The 17,076-nt window shown below is 60.1% G+C and carries 13 protein-coding genes; 5 read left to right on the top strand and 8 right to left on the bottom strand.

Annotated elements, in window-relative coordinates; genetic code table 11:
* The 7 genes from tssK to tssB form a co-directional block, all read right to left on the bottom strand.
* A partial coding sequence (gene tssK, locus NR126_RS22595; protein ID WP_256831567.1) for a type VI secretion system baseplate subunit TssK occupies nucleotides 1-1,055 on the bottom strand: 1,055 nt, incomplete at its 3' end.
* A gap of 37 nt (nucleotides 1,056-1,092) precedes the next feature.
* A complete protein-coding gene (tssJ, locus tag NR126_RS22590) occupies nucleotides 1,093-2,442 on the bottom strand; it encodes a type VI secretion system lipoprotein TssJ (RefSeq protein ID WP_256831566.1) in 1,350 nt (449 codons plus the stop codon).
* Complete coding sequence (gene tssG, locus NR126_RS22585) at nucleotides 2,439-3,461, bottom strand: type VI secretion system baseplate subunit TssG (protein WP_256831564.1); 1,023 nt, start codon at nucleotides 3,459-3,461, stop codon at nucleotides 2,439-2,441. The genes tssJ and tssG overlap by 4 nt, the downstream gene beginning before the upstream one ends.
* Complete coding sequence (gene tssF / locus NR126_RS22580; protein ID WP_256831563.1) at nucleotides 3,425-5,191, bottom strand: type VI secretion system baseplate subunit TssF; 1,767 nt, start codon at nucleotides 5,189-5,191, stop codon at nucleotides 3,425-3,427. The genes tssG and tssF overlap by 37 nt, the downstream gene beginning before the upstream one ends.
* Nucleotides 5,192-5,198: 7 nt before the next feature.
* On the bottom strand, nucleotides 5,199-5,612 hold the full coding sequence (tssE, locus tag NR126_RS22575; protein ID WP_256831561.1) for a type VI secretion system baseplate subunit TssE: 414 nt from the start codon (nucleotides 5,610-5,612) through the stop codon (nucleotides 5,199-5,201).
* On the bottom strand, nucleotides 5,613-7,091 hold the full coding sequence (gene tssC / locus NR126_RS22570; protein ID WP_256831558.1) for a type VI secretion system contractile sheath large subunit: 1,479 nt from the start codon (nucleotides 7,089-7,091) through the stop codon (nucleotides 5,613-5,615).
* Nucleotides 7,092-7,122: 31 nt separating this feature from the next.
* Nucleotides 7,123-7,626: a type VI secretion system contractile sheath small subunit gene (gene tssB / locus NR126_RS22565; protein WP_256831556.1), complete on the bottom strand. Its 504-nt coding sequence runs from the start codon at nucleotides 7,624-7,626 to the stop codon at nucleotides 7,123-7,125.
* A gap of 456 nt (nucleotides 7,627-8,082) precedes the next feature.
* Here tssB and NR126_RS22560 point away from each other — a divergent pair, with 456 nt between their 5' ends.
* The 5 genes from NR126_RS22560 to NR126_RS22540 all read left to right on the top strand — a co-directional run bounded on the left by NR126_RS22560 (nucleotide 8,083) and on the right by NR126_RS22540 (nucleotide 16,282).
* Nucleotides 8,083-8,616, top strand: coding sequence for a type VI secretion system-associated protein TagO (locus NR126_RS22560; protein WP_256831555.1), 534 nt, complete (start codon nucleotides 8,083-8,085; stop codon nucleotides 8,614-8,616).
* Nucleotides 8,604-10,040, top strand: coding sequence for a type VI secretion system protein TssA (gene tssA, locus NR126_RS22555; protein WP_256831553.1), 1,437 nt, complete (start codon nucleotides 8,604-8,606; stop codon nucleotides 10,038-10,040). The genes NR126_RS22560 and tssA overlap by 13 nt, the downstream gene beginning before the upstream one ends.
* A 9-nt stretch (nucleotides 10,041-10,049) precedes the next feature.
* A complete protein-coding gene (tssM, locus tag NR126_RS22550; protein WP_256831552.1) occupies nucleotides 10,050-13,697 on the top strand; it encodes a type VI secretion system membrane subunit TssM in 3,648 nt (1,215 codons plus the stop codon).
* 217 nt (nucleotides 13,698-13,914) lie between these two features.
* Nucleotides 13,915-15,012, top strand: a complete 1,098-nt coding sequence (locus NR126_RS22545) for a carboxynorspermidine decarboxylase (RefSeq protein WP_027620322.1) — start codon at nucleotides 13,915-13,917, stop codon at nucleotides 15,010-15,012.
* 28 nt (nucleotides 15,013-15,040) lie between these two features.
* The gene (locus NR126_RS22540; protein WP_027620321.1) at nucleotides 15,041-16,282 is read left to right on the top strand and encodes a saccharopine dehydrogenase family protein; all 1,242 of its coding nucleotides are present in this window, start codon (nucleotides 15,041-15,043) and stop codon (nucleotides 16,280-16,282) included.
* Nucleotides 16,283-16,528: 246 nt separating this feature from the next.
* On the opposite strand, the gene NR126_RS22535 is transcribed toward NR126_RS22540, so the two are convergent.
* A complete protein-coding gene (locus tag NR126_RS22535) occupies nucleotides 16,529-17,035 on the bottom strand; it encodes an AAA family ATPase (RefSeq protein WP_105755735.1) in 507 nt (168 codons plus the stop codon).
* Between the last annotated feature and the right edge of the window lie 41 nt (nucleotides 17,036-17,076).

Here is a 17,076-nt window from a genome sequence, read left to right as displayed (position 1 = left end):
TCGGCCCGCACAGCGAGGATGAATTCGGCGTTGTCCAGCAGGCGTTTGTCGTTCAGTGCGGCGGTGCGCACGCCGTACTGCTGCTCGATGATCGGCAGCGACACGGCGCGCGGTTGCAGCACGGTGCCCAGGGCTCGGCGCAGGGTATGCTCAAGAAGCTGGAAGGACTCGCGCAGGTTGTCGTGCTGGTAGGCCGGGTATTCCTGGGGCAGGTGGCCTTCATCGGTAAAGGTCACCAGCTCGCCGCAGGCCTGGGCCAGCGCGATGTACAGCCGCTCCGGGTGGACTTGGCGTTGGCGAGCCAAGTGTTGGAACAGCGGGAATAAACGATTGAGGGTTTGCAGCAGGTTGAAGTCGGCGACATCGGCGACCCCTGACTGTCCTGGTGAGCCAATACGCTGAGCCAGATTTTTGGCTCGCTCGCGCATCAACCCGGCCACTTCACCTAAGTAACGGTGCAGTGCTGGCACGGCTTGCAGGGATACGCTGGTGGGGTAGAAGTGCTCGTCCATTACCAAGCTGCCATCCGGGCGCTTGTCTTTGATCCTGCCCAAGGCGATGCCGGTAAAGGCACTACGGTCGCTGCGTTCGAGCATCAGTTGCAGGTTAGGCACCGCCAGATCCATGCCAACCACGTCGCCATCATCGCTGTGAGTGTCACGGATTTCTTCACGCCGGGCGATGTAGCGGCTGTTGCCGTACTGATCGGGCCAGCGTACTTCGAGGGCGCCGTTGGAGCGCAGCGGCAGGGCCAGGTAGACGATCTGGTTCACCGCACTACTATCGGCGATTTCCAGCGGGGCGGGTGGCGCCAGGTCGTGGGGGATATCGAAGACACTGCCATCGGGCATGATCCCGCGCGCCTGGGTAATGGCGATTTTGCCGAAGCTCAGGTATTCGCTGTTCAACGCCAGCTCGCTGAAGCCGTAGAGGGCGTCGCTCAGGCTGTGCAGGCGCTGGTGCATGGCGGCTTCGGCGGCGCGGGCCTGTTGCTGGAAGTGCTGGGGTTTGACGAACAAACCTTCATGCCAGATGACGGGGTTGCGTGAACTCATCGGTGATTACTCGGGGCAAAAGCGGCTGAAAAGGGCGTCATCGGGTTTCTCCTTTGAGGCTGACCTGGGTGGCGTCCAACTGCACCAGCACGGCGTACTGCCGGCCTTTGGGCTCGACGCGCAGGCGCTGTTTCCACTGGCCGACTTCGTCGTTGTGGTAGTTGGCGATCACCGCGATAAAGCGGGTGTCTTCATCCAGGGCGCGCAGGTCGACGAACTTGAATTGGCCGGGCTGGAGCAGGTAGTCGTCGGCGCGGATGTAGGTGCTGCCCAAGGTCTTTTTCAGGTCTTCGGTCAGGGCTTGGGGGCTGGCGTTGGTCAGCAGCGAGTCGTCGGTCAGTTGCAAGACCTTGAAGGCGATTGGCGTGGCGACGTGCTTCACCGCCGGGCTGCCCCAGGGCGTGGTCAGGCTGACACCCTGGGCGTCGTAGTCGCCTAGCAGTGCGCCTTCGAAAGGCGACATTGGCGCTACGGGCGCTGGCTCGATGGTCAGTGGCGACTGGGCCGGTACGTTTTCATAGAGGTGGTTGAGCAGGGTTTGCACTTTGTCGGTCAGTGCCTGTGGACTGCTCGCCTGAACGTTGAGGTTGTAAGGCGAGCGGCTGGCGTCTTCATCCGGTGCAGTGCCGGTGCTGATCAGGCGTGGGTTGACGTGGTCGCTGGCGTGCAGGCTCAGGGAGTAGCGGCTGGGCTGATCGTCGGGGCCGCCTACCGGGATCGAGGGCGTCCAGACCACCTGGCCGATTTTGCCGAGCATGGTGCAGCCGCCGAGGGTCAGGCAGGCGAACAACAAGGTGCCAAGCCGCAGGCTGCTGAACAGGCTGGCGGGCTTCTTGGGTGCAGGCGCGCCACTGTCAGGCAGCGGCCTTGGCGGTTCTGCCGCCTTCATCGCTTGCAGCGGATCACCTTGGTTCGCCAAGTCCACGGGCTGGCAAAGGCGCTCGAATTCCGGGCATGTGGCAGGTTGTGGGTCGGGCAGAGGCCGTCCCGGTGAGTCGTCCAAATGCCAGGCTTGCATGCCTTCCGGCTCGCCGGTAAATAGTTCATCCAGGGAGCGTTGCCCAGGGGCGTGCTCTCCGAGCTGCACCGCGACCTGATATGCACCGATCTGCAACAGGTCGCCATCATTGAGGCTCACCGCCACATTGCGACCCAATGGCAAGCCATGACCATTGGCGTAGGTGCTGCCGCTGCGGTCGATCACGCAGAAACGCCCTTCCACGACCCTGATTTCACAGTGGTTGGGCCGCACGCTGTTGTGACGATCCTCCAGGCGCCATTCAGCCGCGGCACTGCCAATGCTGCCACCCTGTGGGCCGAACCGGTGAAGGGGCAGATACCCGTGCAGCAACTGTGCAGGATTATTGATCACCAAGGTCAGCTTCATGCGCGCCCCCGAATCCGCACCACGGCGGGGTGACGTTGTTCCTGGTGTTCGATAAAGCTGGTCCAACCCAGGTGGGTGCCGCTGTCGCGCTGCAGGTTGAACGGCGGCACGTCCTCGTCGCGCAGCCCCAATTCCAGATCGTAAGCGGTGACGTCGCGCAGCAAAAAGTCCATCAATTGGCGCAACCTCCCAAACTGCTCACCACTGGGCAAGAACTGCCGAAAGCGCGCCTGGGTCAGGTTGGGAATCACCAAAGTGAACTTGCTGGCGCGGGTCTTGCTGCGGTCGCCCACCACAAAATCGCTGCCCAAGGTGCCGTTTACCTTGCCCAGCGCCATGCGTTGACGCTGCGGCAAGCTCACCGAACGTGCCTCGAATTCACGAATGTGCACGCCGTGCAGATCGAAGCAATGCTCGACAATCCCGGACACCACCGAGGGCGAGCGACTGCGGCTGGCGATCAACCCGGCAAAACTCAACAGCCGACCCCACGGTAACGGCGTCGCGCCGCGCAGGTCGTTGTCGTTCAACCCGATCAGGGAAAACACATAGCGCGAAAAACGGTCGCTGGCCTCGGCCTGAAATCGGATGTAGTAGCGGTACTTGCGCCAACTGTGGTGCAGCAGGGTCAGCAAGCGATGATTGAAAAAGTCCATGAACGCAGGGCGAATACCGCGCTCCTGGGCCTGTTCGTATGCCAGACGGTCCAGGTAGTAGCCGGGCAGCGGCGAGTCAGTGCCGTGCAAGCCAAAGAAGCTGGTCTGCAAGCGATAGCGCACTTCGTCGTGATCCTCCTCCAGGCGTGCCGCCTCGACCACGTCGGAGGCTGGAAAGCCCAACCCCGCATGGCTTTGCAGGCGTACACGGCGGCGCGCCGCCGCACTCAAGGGCTGCGCTTCCAGGTCGTCGCCATGCAAGGCGTGCAAATGCTCCAGCAGACGGTGAAACGAGTAGTTCCGCGCGTCGGCCAGCAGCACATCGGCTAGATCACGGGTTGTCTGCCGGTCAACAGTGGCCATTCATAACGCTCGTTGTTGGTGGTATTGATCACTTCCAGGCGATGGAAGGAGTTGATGCTTGCGTACAGGGCGAAGAAGTGCGAAAGCACGCTGGCGAACAGGTACAACTCGCCCTCGCAAAGGAAAGCGTTCTGATCCAGTTGCAAGCGGGTCTGCAAGCCGCGCACCGGCTGGCCCTTCATCAGCCAGTCGATGGGAGTGGTCACGGCCTCATGGATCCCGTTGAGGCGCTTGCGGGTGGCGCGTGCCTGTTGCAGGTCGTGCAGCGCGGCGAAGTCATAGGCGCGGATCACCGCCTTGAGCGGCTCGGCCGACAACAGCGACAAGTAGTTCAGCGACAGGTTGGAAATCAGCGTCCAGTGAAGGCTACTGTCCAGCACTGGCCGGTAGCTTCGAGTCGGTGCAGTCAGGTTGGTGTAGGTGGCAAACGACGGCGTGACCTCGGTGGACAGCGACACATCTCCCACGCCCAGCAACTGCGGCAGGTCGCGATTGGTGCAAGTCAACTCGATGGACGCGGCTTCATGCTCGCCGATGTACCGGCTCTCATCGCCGCGCACGAAGGCGATGCGATGGCGCAAGCCCTCACGCCCGTGGGATTGTTCGATGTGCGTGCGGAAATACAGTGCGGTGCGACCCTGCGCATGTTCGATCTCATGCTGGAACGATTCGAATGGGGTGAAGCGCCGCAACGGATCGCCCTTGCGATCTTTATCGGCAGCGTCCCAGCCGGTCACCTGGTCGACACTGAAAATCTCATAGGCCTCGGGGCGGTTTCCGCTGGGGCTTATCCGCTGTTGCAGGCTGCGCCCGTCCAGTCCGATTGGGCTGGCATCGTGACGGAACAGGTTGACCGCTGGCGCGCAATACAGGTGCAGGTCGCTGGTGCGCAGGCGGATATCGGGCGGCATGGGCCGGCTGAACTGAAATTCGAAACGCAGGGTGGTGGCGCTGACATCCGGCCAGATGTTAGCCAGGCGGGTCAGGCTGAAAAAATGGAAGCGTTGCGGGAATACAAAGTACTCCTGCAGGATCCGGTAGCCATCGAACACATTGCGCGGGTAGGGCAACAATGCCTCGTCGGCAGTGAAGCCGGGAAAGCCGATATCCTTGGCCGACAGGCGATAGTTCTGGCCGTTGATGTGCAGAGTGACGCTGTCCAGATAATGGGCGAGCCACAGGTACAAAGTCAGCGCGCTGGCGCTATCGCCGCCCAGGTGGAAATCCAGCTGGTCGCAGGCCATGCTGGTCAGCGGCTGCTCCGTCAACACCTTGAGGTCGATGCGCATCACCGAGGCCTCACGGCTGTGGGCATCGCTGACTTCTTGCAAGGCCAATGGGTACAGATTGACGTCGGTGCAGGTGCGAAACTGGCAGGAGATGCCATCCACCGGTTTGGCGAACAACGGTGTGCCCTTGGGAATCACCTGGCACTGGCTGATCGCATCGGGCAACGGTGTAAAGCGAATGATGGTTGCACTGGGCAGAGGCCGCAGGTAATTGGGCCAGAGCATCTGCAACAGCGGATGGGTCAGCTCCGGCAAATCGTCGTCGATCTTCATCCCGAGCTTGGCGGTGAGGAAGGCAAAGCCCTCCAGCAGCCGCTCCACGTCCGGGTCGCCGGCCTGATCGCCGAGAAACTGCGCCAGTTGCGGGTTGTCCTCGGCAAACTCGCGGCCGAGTTCGCGCAGGTAGCGCAACTCCTCGGCAAAGCGTTGTTTCAAGTCCATGACATTCTTATCTCACGCGGGTGTAGCCGTCGCGGCCATGCATGGCCACTTCGATCTGCACCTGTTCTTCCTTGTGGTTGACCCGCACCTGGCAATCCAGGCGGAAGTTCAGCTCCAGCGGCAAATCCGGGTCGGGCTGATAGCGCACGCCCGTCACCGTGATTCGCGGTTCAAACGCCTCAACCGAGCGGCGGATATCGGCGCTGATGGCGACCACCAGATCACTGCTGGCCTGGGTGACCCCGTTGAAGTCGCGCAAGCCCAGCTCAGGGCTGCTTTGCGAGCAGCCCTGGCGTGAGTTAAGGACTTGTTCCAGGTGGCGTTTAATCGCCTCGACGCGCTGTCGCGCCTGCTCATCCGCGCTGCCTGGGCGGTAGCGCGGTGCGTCGTGTTCCAGGCGCTCAAACAGGCTGCCGCCCACTTATTGGGTGTCCAGCCGACCGACCAGTGAGATCTCGAAGTTGGCGCCCATGTACTTGAAGTGTGGGCGCACCGCCAACGACACCTGGTACCAGCCCGGATCGCCAGCGACGTCTTGTACGACAATTTGCGCGGCGCGCAATGGACGACGGCTGCGTACATCGGAGGAAGGGTTTTCCTGGTCGGCGATGTATTGCTTGAGCCAGGTGTTCAGTTCGCGCTCCAGGTCCTGGCGTTCCTTCCAGCTGCCGATCTGTTCGCGTTGCAGCACTTTGATGTAGTGGGCCAGGCGGTTGACGATAAACAGGTACGGTAACTGGGTGCCGAGCTTGTAGTTGGTCTGGGCTTCCTGGCCTTCGCGGGTCTTGGGGAAGTTCTTCGGTTTCTGCACCGAGTTGGCGGAGAAGAACGCTGCGTTGTCGCTGTCCTTGCGCATGGTCAGCGGGATAAAACCGGCTTCGGCCAGCTCGAATTCCTTGCGGTCGGAGATCAGCACTTCGGTGGGGATCTTGGCCTGCAACTGGCCCAGGGATTCGTACAAGTGCACCGGCAGATCGTCCACCGCGCCGCCGGATTGCGGGCCGATGATGTTAGGGCACCAGCGGTAGCGGGCGAAGCTGTCGGTGATGCGCGAAGCCATCAGGAACGCGGTGTTGCCCCAGAGGTAGTTGTCGTGGGATCCGTCGACAGTTTCGTCGTAGCCGAAGCTGCTGATCGGGTTCTCCAGCCCATCGTAAGGCGAGCGCAGCAAAAAGCGCGGTAGCGTCGCGGCGATGTACTTGGAGTCCTCCATCTCACGCAGGCTGCGCCATTTGGTGTGGCCGGGGCCTTCAAAGATATCGCTGACTTCCTTGAGCGACGGCAGATCCTGAAAGCTCTTGAGGTTGAAGAATTCAGGGCCGGCAGCCATCACGAACGGCGCATGGGCCATAGCACCCACGGAGGCGACATAGCTCAGCAGCTTCATGTCCGGGGACGAAGGGCCGAAAGTGTAGTTGCCGATCATCGCTGCGATAGGCTCGCCACCGAACTGGCCGTAACCGGCGGTGTAAGCGTGCTTGTACAGGCCGCTGCGGGTGATGTCGCCGGCGTTGTCGAAGTCGTCCAGCAGCTCTTCTTTGGTGACGTGCAGCATTTCCAGCTTGATGTTTTCGCGGAAATCCGTGCGATCCACCAGCAGCTTCAACCCACGCCAGGCCGATTCCAGTTGCTGGAACTGCGGCTGATGCAGGATTACGTCCATCTGCTTGCTCAACGCCCGGTCGATTTCGGCAATCATCTGGTCAACCCGGTGCTTGTTGACCGGTTGCTGGTGGTCGCCGCTTTGCAGGATCTCGCTGATGAACGCGGCCACGCCTTGGCGGGCCACGGCATAGCCTTCCTGGGAGGGGCGAATGGTGGTGTTGGCCAGCAGTTGGTCGAGCAACGATAGCGGTTCGTCAACTACCAGTACTTGGGCGGCGGCGCTTTCCGTAGGCATGGGGAGTACTCCGTTGTGAAGGGCGTTCAAATCAGTTATCGGGCGCGTCGAGCACCAGGTTCAGTTCGCTGGCAAGTCGCTGACGGGCGGTTTCATCGGTCAGCAGGCTCTGCAGGTGCTTGCGAAAGGCCGGGACGTTGCCCATAGGGCCTTTGAGTGCAACCAGAGCTTCGCGAAGCTCCAGCAACTTGTTAAGTTCGGGCACTTGGCGGGCGACGGCATCGGGGCCGAAGTCATTGATGTTTTTGAATTGAAGTTGCACGTTAAAGTCGGTGTCGTGGTTGTTGTTCAGAACAGACGGAACCGCCATGTCTAGAGCAACTTCGGCTTTGGCCAACACTTCGTTAAAGGTGTCTTTGTCGATCCGAGTGGATTGCCGATCTTCAAGGGCGGAAAGTTCGCCGTGTCCTTTAAAGTCTCCCGTGATCAATAGTTTCAGGGGGAGCTCTACTTCAGCCTGTTGATCGCCCGTGGCCGGGACGTACTTGATGTTGACGCGTTCTTTTGGCGCGACAGAGCCTTGGGTTTTAGACATGAGAAGAATCCTTTTCGTAAGGCCGGGTATTAGAACCGGCTATTGCAAGATTTGTCATGTCGGACGATGTGGACGTGATTCGTAGGACGTATATGTGGGAAAATGTGCGCGTCTAAACATTTTCCTACGTGGACTGTAGAAATATCTTATGGTCGCCTCTTCTCATTCGGATTTAGTGGTGTGATTTTCGTCTTTTACTTGCCTAACCGATGAACTCAGGTGATGCTTTTAGGGTTAACCGTTGAACTCTAAAGCTCAAAGCGTTAGTTCGAAGACTTAATAAGAATGCCCGGTTCGTATTTTGACGAGGTATATCAGGAGGTGTTGATGCGCGACGGATGCCGAGGGTGGAAATGGGGGCTTTGTCTAATGGTAGTGGCTGTAATAGATGTGCAGGCAGCGACACAAGACTGCCCTTCCATCGTCTCTCCCTTGAAACGCCTGGAGTGTTTTGATTTGGCCGCCGGTACGCCTATCCATCACGCCCCCGTAGCACCTCGCGCCATTAGCCGGGTACTGCCGATTGTGGATCTGGTTCAGCGCAATGAGGCCAAGCGTCCCCCCGAGGACCAGCGTTTTTTGTTGTCGTCATTCCCGGAGCCGGACAACGACCAGCAACACCGTCTGGTGATCTCAGCCCCAGCGTTGGGCGCGCTACCGCCTCGGCCTTACCTGGCCATCAGCTGCGAATCGAGAATCTCTCGCCTGCAGCTGGTGCTGGATGAACCGGCCAAGCCCAACAAGATACGAATACAACTGTTCAAGGATGAGCGCCCGGTTTCCGAGGCCTATCAATGGCAGGTGTTGGACGACGCCGGCTTGGTGGTTGATGCTGGACGCGGGCTGCAGGCTATTTCGCTGCTGCGCAACATGGGCGGCGGCCAGCGCTTGCGACTGGAAAGTGACTATCCCCGGCTGCACGGCCTGGTATTCGACGCTGAAGGTTTGGGTGAGTTGATCGAGCAGGAGCGCCAAGCATGTCGCTGGTGATTGATGTCCCGGTGGACATCGTCACCTTGCTGCTGGCCCCCATCGATCCCGAGCAGCCCGCAGGACATTTCGATGTCGAGGATGAGACCTACCAGGCCATCGACCAGGAAATGGTCAAACTCGGCGGCCTGCGCGAGAGTGATATCGACTGGCCGTATATCGATGAAGCCTCCCGCCAGTACTTAGCGACTCAATGCAAGCACTGGCGAATCCTCGGTCACCTGCAGGTGGTATGGCTGCGCACGCGGCAATGGGCACGCTGGGCCGATGCCTTCGGCTTGCTGGCCGGCATGGTTGAACTGTACTGGGACAGTGCTTACCCAAAGCCTGGCCCGACTGGCTATCTGAACAAGCGTAAGCAGGTGCAGCGCCTGCTGGAGGACCTGGGGCAAGTGTTGCCGTCCCTGGATCGCAGCAGCTTTGCCCCGGCTTATCAGGCGGCGGCGCAATTGGCTCTGGCAAACCTGCGGCGGTGTGTCGAAAGCGCCAAGCTCGACTCCGCTCCGCTGGACGCGCTGCAACGGCAATTGAGCAAATACAGCGAGCCCGTTGCAGCCATTGAGCCCACGCGAGCAACTACTTCCACGAGTGTTCTGGATTCAGCGTTCTTCACCAGCCCCAAGCCGCAGGCGCCGAGCACCGAGCGCGAACAACGTCGCGCCCTGTTGAGCATGGCTGAGCAGATCAACCTGCAGGACCCCTACGACCCCACGGGCTACCAATTGCGCCGCTTCGGCCTGTGGTCGCACTTGCGCACCGCACCTCCCATCACCCGCGACCGTCGTACTGAATTGACCGCCGTGCCCAAGGATATCGTCGACGGCTATCAGGATGCGCTGAACCACAACACCCTGGACCCGAACCTGCTGGCACGTCTCGAAAAAAGCGTCTGCGCCTCGCCGTACTGGCTGCGTGGCAGCTACCTGGCGGCCAACGTCGCTGCGCGCCTGGCGATGGAGGAAGTAGCCGCCGCCATCCGCCAGACCTGCGAACGGTTCGTCTGCCGCTTGCCCGCGCTGTTGGAACTGTGTTTCAGCGACGGCACACCGTTCGTGGATGCACAAACCCAGGCCTGGATCACCGGTGCTGATCAGGCGCAAACCACCGGCAGCCCGGTGCAGGAATACGCCAGCTTGCGGGATGAGCTGAGTACCCAACTCAATACCGAAGGCGTCGAAGTGGTGCTGCTGCGCCTGCAGGAGCTGCACGCCACCCATGACGCCCCGCGCCAGCGTAGCTACGCCACAGTGATTGCCGCTGACCTGCTGGCATCGCGTGGCCTGTCATGGCTGGCGGATGATCTGTACGGCAGCGTTGCACGGTTGATGCGCGATACCACGGCACAGGGCTGGGAGCCGGAGTTGTACCGGAAAGTGGCACAAACCATCGACGACAGTCATTTGATCAAAGCGGTTAAGGAGTAGGAGCAATTCATGGGGATGGTCTGGGTTTACCTCAAACGCTGGGGCCTGCCGGTGCTGCGTCAGTTCAACCAGGCGGTGCCAGTACTGGTGCTGCTGGGCGTGGTGTTTTTATTGATCGCCATCTGGTGGCTGGGTCCACAGTGGACTTGGCGTGAGCGTCAGCCGCTGGGTGACTTGGCGATGCGCGTCTCGGCCAGTGTCGTGGTGCTGGTGGTGCCATTGCTGATCTGGGCATGGCGGGTGCGCAATCGTTATCAGCGCCTGCAGCTTGAACGCCAACATGAGGCCGCGGTGCAGGCCGACCCCTGCCTGCCATACGTCGAGGCGCAGGAACGGGCGCTGGACCGTAGCCTGGGCAATTTGCTGAACAATATGGAGCGCCGCCGTTCGCTCTATCAACTGCCGTGGTACCTGGTGCTGGGTGAGGAAAATGCCGGGAAGACCAGCCTGATCACCCGTTCCAATCAGAGTTTTGCCCTGTCTCATGTAACCAAGGCGGGGGTTAGAGCGCACCAGGAAGAGCAATTGGCCTATCCAGTGGACTGGTGGATTGGTGACGAGGCTGTGTTGATCGATCCTCCGGGTGAGTTTCTCCGTCACCCGGAGCCAACCGCTGAAAACGTCGAGCAGCAGGGTAAGGTCAAGCCGATACTGCCCGCCGACACCCACCCGCGCCTATGGCTGCACCTGCTCGACTGGCTGGCGCGCAACCGCAGCCGCCGGGCACTTAACGGCGTTGTGTTGGTGATCGATGTGCAGGCCTTGTTGGCGCAACGTCCCGAACAACGCAAAGCCCACGCCAACCTGCTACGCACCCGGTTGTTTGAGCTGACGCGGCACCTGGGCACGCGTTTGCCGGTGTACGTGACGCTGAGTAAGTTCGACCTGTTGGAAGGCTTTGAAGAGTTCTTCGCCCGGTTGTCGCGCAGTGGGCGCGAAGACCTGTTGGGATTCACATTCAGCCTGGACGCGGTGGATGATTTCGACGCCTGGTTGGCGGAACTGACCCGACAATACCAAACCTTTGTCGCCTGCCTGAGTGAGCAGATTTTCGACGGCGTCAGGACGTCATCTGGTCTGACCGAGCGCGATCGCTTGCAGGCGCTGCTGCATCAGATCGCGGGGCTACGCCCCGCGCTGTTTGGCTTCCTGAGCGAAATGCTCGGCAGCGATCGTTTCACCACCCCGGCGCTGGTTCGCGGGTTGTATTTCTCCTCGGTGCTTCAACAGGGCACGCTGAGTAATGCCTTCGTCAAGGAAGCGGGACAAGCGTATCAACTGCCGCCACCGCCCCCCGAGGTCAAGCCTGTCGGTGGCACGGCGATCTACTTTGCCCAGCAGTTGTTCCAGCGGGTGATTTACCCCGAAGCAGGCCTGGCGGGTGACAACATCAAGGTGGCCCGCAACAAGCGGCGATTGCTGATCGCCGGCTTCAGCGTTGCATCCTTGGGCTGTCTGGTGGTCATCGGAACCTGGCAGTTTTACTTCAACATCAACATCAACCGCGACAAAGCAGCCAGCGTCTTGGCCAAGAGCCAGGACTTCAGTGGCCGGGACATCGACGCCAGGGTCGATACTACGGGTCGCAACTTGCTGGTGCCCCTGGACCAGATCCGCGATGCGGTGCTGGTGTATGGCGACTACCGTGAGGCGTGGCCATTGCTGTCGGATATGGGGCTGTACCAGGGGAGGGCGATTGGCCCGACGGTGGATGAGGCCTATCTGAATCTGCTGTCCAAACGCTTTCTGCCGGCGATTGCCAGTGGTGTAGTGGACACCATCAACGCCGCGTCCGCCGGTAGCAATCAGCAACTGGCTGCACTGCGCGTCTATCGCATGCTCGAAGAAAGGCAGAACCGCCGCCCGGCCATCGTCGAAGAGTGGGTCGCCAAACAGTGGCAGCGAGCCTATCCGGGCCAAGGCCAGTTACAGGCTGATTTGATGGGGCACCTGAGCTACGCACTGAAATACGCCGACGCCGATCTGCCGCAGTACCGGGAGCGCATCGCCAAGGTGCAACAGCAATTGCGCCAGTTGCCGATGGCTGAACGGGTCTACATGAGCCTCAAACAGGATGCACTGGAGCGTCTACATCGTCCGCTGGATCTTCGCAACGAAGTGGGTCCGGCGTTCGATATCGTCTTCCGTCCGCTGAACACCGATCAGGAAGGCAGCGGTTTGCTACTGGCGCCGCTGCTCACTGCCAAGGGATTCAAGGACTACTTTGAGCCCGGTACTGAGGACATCATCGAACTGGCGATGATTGACCAGTGGGTGCTCGGCGAACGCCAACGCCTGGACTACTCCGACGAAGACCGTAAAGTGCTGACCCAACGTGTCCGCGCCTTGTACAGCGCCGATTACGTCGACAGTTGGCGGCGTGCGCTGAATCAGTTTTCGGTCACTGACTTCGACGATCTCAGCCACGGCGTGGCGGTATTGGAACAAGTCACCGGCCCGGCCGCACCATTGCAGCGTTTGCTGGAAACCTTGCGCGACAACAGCGTCATCTACCCGTTGGTGCCCTTGTCCGAAGGGCAAGCTCCACTCACGATAGATAAGGTGTCGGACGGTCAACAACAAGCGGCAGGGATTCGGCGCGCGTTCTCAAGCCTGGCGGAACTGATCACTGCGCGAGGCGAGCAGCCGTCTTACTACGAAGAAACCTTGCGCTCGGTCAGCGCCGTCTACGACTACGCCAAAGCCGTGCACGACAATCCAGACCCCGGCAAGGCGGCGCTGAAAACCGTACTCAACCGCTTCTCTCTGGGCGGTGCCGACCCCATCGCCAACCTGCAACGCGTCGCCGTGGGCCTGCCGGAGCCACTGAACCAACACGTCAAAAAACTTGCCGACCAGACTTCGCAGGTATTGGTTATTGGCGCCTTGCGCGAACTGGAAAAACGCTGGGACAGTGAAATCTACAGCTTCTACCGTGACCGCCTGGCTGGCCGCTATCCCTTCAAGGCCAGCGGCGAGGACGCCTCACTGGAGGACTTCGAAGCCTTCTTCGGCCCGCAGGGGCGCTTGCAGCAGTTCCACGATCAATACCTGAACGTGTTCCTCAAGGACAACCTCGACGCCCTGTATTCCGACAGCCTCGGCGGATACCTGGTGCGCAGCGATGTACTGGAGCAGCTTAAGAAGGCCGAGCGCATCCGCGACACCTTCTTCAATCATCGCGGTCACCTGGCGGTGCAACTCACCATCGAACCCCTGGCCCTGAGCGCAACCCGCCTGAGCAGCATGCTCAGCGTTGACGGCCAACTGATCCCTTACCAGCACGGCGCGCCGCAACGCACGGGACTGGTGTGGCCCAACAGCCTGGGCAACACCAATGGCAGCCAACTGACCCTGGTGCACAGCACCGGCAATACCGCGAGTTTGAGTTATCGCGGGCCGTGGTCACTGTTCCGCTTGCTCAGTCGCGGGCATCTCAATGGAAGAACCGACACCAGCGTGGACCTGACCTTTTCCGTTGCCGATGGGTTGATGCGTTATCGGATTGGTGCGGAGAAAGCCAACAACCCGATCACCCAGCGCAGTTTTGAAGGGTTTGTGTTGCCGCGAACGCTGCTGGAAGAGCGTCAATCAAAGAAAACCATAAATAAGGTTGTGGGTGTCGCCGCCGCAGCGTTTAGCGAAGAACGTAACTAATGCGTGGTGCTCAACTGCGCCAATGTCACCACGGCCGAGATTGCCGCATCGAAGTTGATTAATCGCAAGCGTCAGGGAAAAGGAAAGCCACCGCTTTTCAGCTACAGCGTGCTCCAGATCAGCGCCCCGCAGACCGCTTGCAACCGAATGCCTTTCGATATCCGTCCGTTGTAGGCACAATACCGCTCTTTTTTGGCTGGCCTAGCCGGAGGCTGGAATGATCAAGACCCCTTACTACCTCATCGATAAAACCAAACTGCTGACCAATCTGCAGAAAATCGCCTACGTACGCGAGCAATCTGGGGCCAAGGCTCTGCTGGCGCTCAAGTGCTTTGCGACCTGGTCGGTGTTCGATCTGATGCAGGAGTACATGGACGGTACCACCTCGTCGTCGCTCTACGAGCTCAAGCTTGGCCGCCAGAAGTTTGCCGGCGAGACTCACGCCTACAGCGTGGCCTGGGCCGATGACGAGATCGAGGAGATGCTCGACAACAGCGACAAGATCATCTTCAACTCCATCAGCCAGCTGCAGCGTTTTGCCGAACGCAGCGAAGGCAAGGTGCGTGGCCTGCGCGTCAACCCGCAGGTGAGCAGCTCCGACTACCTGCTGGCCGACCCGGCGCGTCCGTTCAGTCGCCTGGGCGAATGGGATCCGGTGAAGATCGAAGGCGTGATCGAGCAGATCTCCGGCTTCATGTTCCACAACAACTGTGAGAACGGCGACTTCAGCCTGTTCGACAAGATGCTGTGCACCATCGAAGAACGCTTCGGCGAGCTGCTGCACAAGGTCAAGTGGGTCAGCCTCGGCGGCGGCATTCACTTCACCGGTGAAGGCTATGCCCTGGACGCATTCTGCGCGCGCTTGAAGGCGTTTTCCGAGAAGTACGGCGTACAGGTTTACCTGGAACCGGGCGAAGCGGCGATCACCAACAGTGCCTCGCTGGAAGTCACCGTGCTCGACACCCTGTACAACGGCAAGCACCTGGCCGTGGTCGACAGCTCCATAGAAGCCCACCTGCTGGACCTGCTGATCTACCGCCTGAACGCCAAGCTGGCGCCGAGCGACGGCGAGCACACCTACATGGTCTGCGGCAAATCCTGCCTGGCTGGCGATATTTTTGGCGAGTATCAATTCGACCGCCCATTGGCCATCGGCGACCGCCTGTCGTTCATCGACACCGCGGGCTACACCATGGTCAAGAAGAACTGGTTCAACGGCCTGAAAATGCCGTCCATCGTAGTGAAACAACTCGACGGTACAGTCGAAGTGGTTCGTGAGTTTGGTTACAACGACTACCTGTCCAGCCTTTCGTAAGCTGGCGCAAGAAGGAGAGAGAGAGAAATTGAAGAAGAACGTACTTATCATTGGTGCAGGAGGTGTCGCCAAGGTGGTGGCCCACAAGTGCGCGCAGCACAACGACGAACTCGGTCGTATTGCTATCGCGTCGCGCAACATCTCCAAATGCCAGGCCATCATCGACAGCGTCAACCTCAAAGGCAGCCTTAAAGTGCCTGCCGAGATCAAAGCCTATTCGCTCGACGCGCTGGATATCGAAGCGACCAAGGCACTGATCCGCGACACCGAATCACAGATCGTGATCAACGTCGGCTCACCTTTCATCAACATGTCGGTGCTGCGTGCCTGCATCGATACCGGCGTGGCTTACCTGGATACCGCGATCCACGAAGAGCCAGGCAAGATCTGCGAGACCCCACCCTGGTACGGCAACTACGAGTGGAAACACCTCGAGGAATGCCAGCAGAAGAACGTCACCGCCATTCTTGGCGTGGGCTTCGATCCGGGCGTGGTCAATGCCTACGCGGCACTCGCGCAACAACAGTATTTCGACAGCATTGATTCGATCGACATTCTCGACGTCAATGCCGGTTCCCACGGCAAGTATTTCTCGACCAACTTCGATCCTGAAATCAACTTCCGCGAATTCACCGGACAGGTGTGGAGCTGGCAGAACAGCCAGTGGACCAGCAACACCATGTTCGAAGTCAAGCGCACCGACGACCTGCCTGTGGTTGGCGTACAGAACCTGTACCTGACCGGTCACGACGAAGTGCACTCGATCTCGAAGAACCTCGGCATCGCCAACGTGCGCTTCTGGATGAGCTTCGGCGAGCACTACATCAACGTCTTCAGCGTCCTGAAAAACCTCGGCCTGCTCTCCGAGCAACCGGTCAAGACCGCCGAAGGCCTGGAAGTCGTGCCGTTGAAAGTGGTCAAGGCCGTGCTGCCGGATCCAGGCTCCCTGGCCCCGGGCTACACCGGCAAGACCTGCATCGGTAACCTGGTCAAAGGCACCAAGGATGGCCAGCCGCGCGAAGTGTTCATTTACAACGTCGCCGACCACGAAGAAGCCTTCGCCGAAACCGACAGCCAGGGCATCTCCTACACCGCCGGCGTGCCTCCTGTCGCCGCCGCACTGCTGGTCGCCCGTGGCGATTGGGACGTCAGCCGCATGGTCAACGTCGAAGAGCTCCCCGCCGAGCCGTTCCTCGCGGCACTGGAAGTCATGGGCCTGCCGACCCGTATCAAGGACGAAACCTCGGACCGCGCGCTGAACTTTGCCTGATAGCAGACAAGGTTATTGAACGACGGTTTCCGGCCGACTGCTGCGCTTTGTGGGCGTGGTGGTTGGGCCGGGGGTTGAGTCCTGTCTCCGGCATCAAATCCCTGTAGGAGCGAATCTGTCGAATCGTCGCACCGTAGCGATGGACGTCAACGATAACGCGTGCTGTCTGTATGCACGCGGCGGCCTCAGGTTCATCGCGAGCAGGCTCGCTCCTACAAAATGGTGCTACTAGAACTTTTCGCGACGCTATCGCTCGAGCCGCAACCGCTCGACAATAACCGCAACGGCTTGCGCTGCAGATGCTTGAGCAGTGTCCAGGCAAAACACCGCCTCATTCCACTGTTCATATTCGTGGCCCAGCACTGACTCCCAGGTCGGTGGCATCAGGCCCGGTATGTCAGAAATCCTGGTTTCGACACGGCGCCGGTGTTCATCTGCATCGGAGCAAATCACCTGCACATTGGCCAATTCCACCCCCGCGTTGGCGGCGATATCGCTCCATGCGCTTCGGCTTTCTGCGACGGGGTTGACGCAATCCACGACAACGGTTTGGCCAAGCAGAAGGTTGCTCAGCGCCAGCTCATTGGCGACTCGGTAGCCACTGCATCCAACGTCTCGCGCAAGTACCTCCGAATTGCGAATCGCTTGCTCGATCGTATCGACCCTCAGGTAAACGGCAGCCGTTGCAGCGGCGAGCGCCTTGGCGATGGTGGTTTTTCCTGTGCCGGGAAGTCCGCTGAAGACGATTAGCATGCCGTGCCCTTGGATTTATGAGATGGCCCAGTGTACGCGGC

This window comes from Pseudomonas sp. Pse1, from assembly GCF_024519635.1.
In the GTDB taxonomy this organism is placed as follows: domain Bacteria; phylum Pseudomonadota; class Gammaproteobacteria; order Pseudomonadales; family Pseudomonadaceae; genus Aquipseudomonas.
The sequence above is the reverse complement of the archived record's forward strand: the minus strand, read 5'-3'. Positions and strand labels throughout refer to the sequence as shown.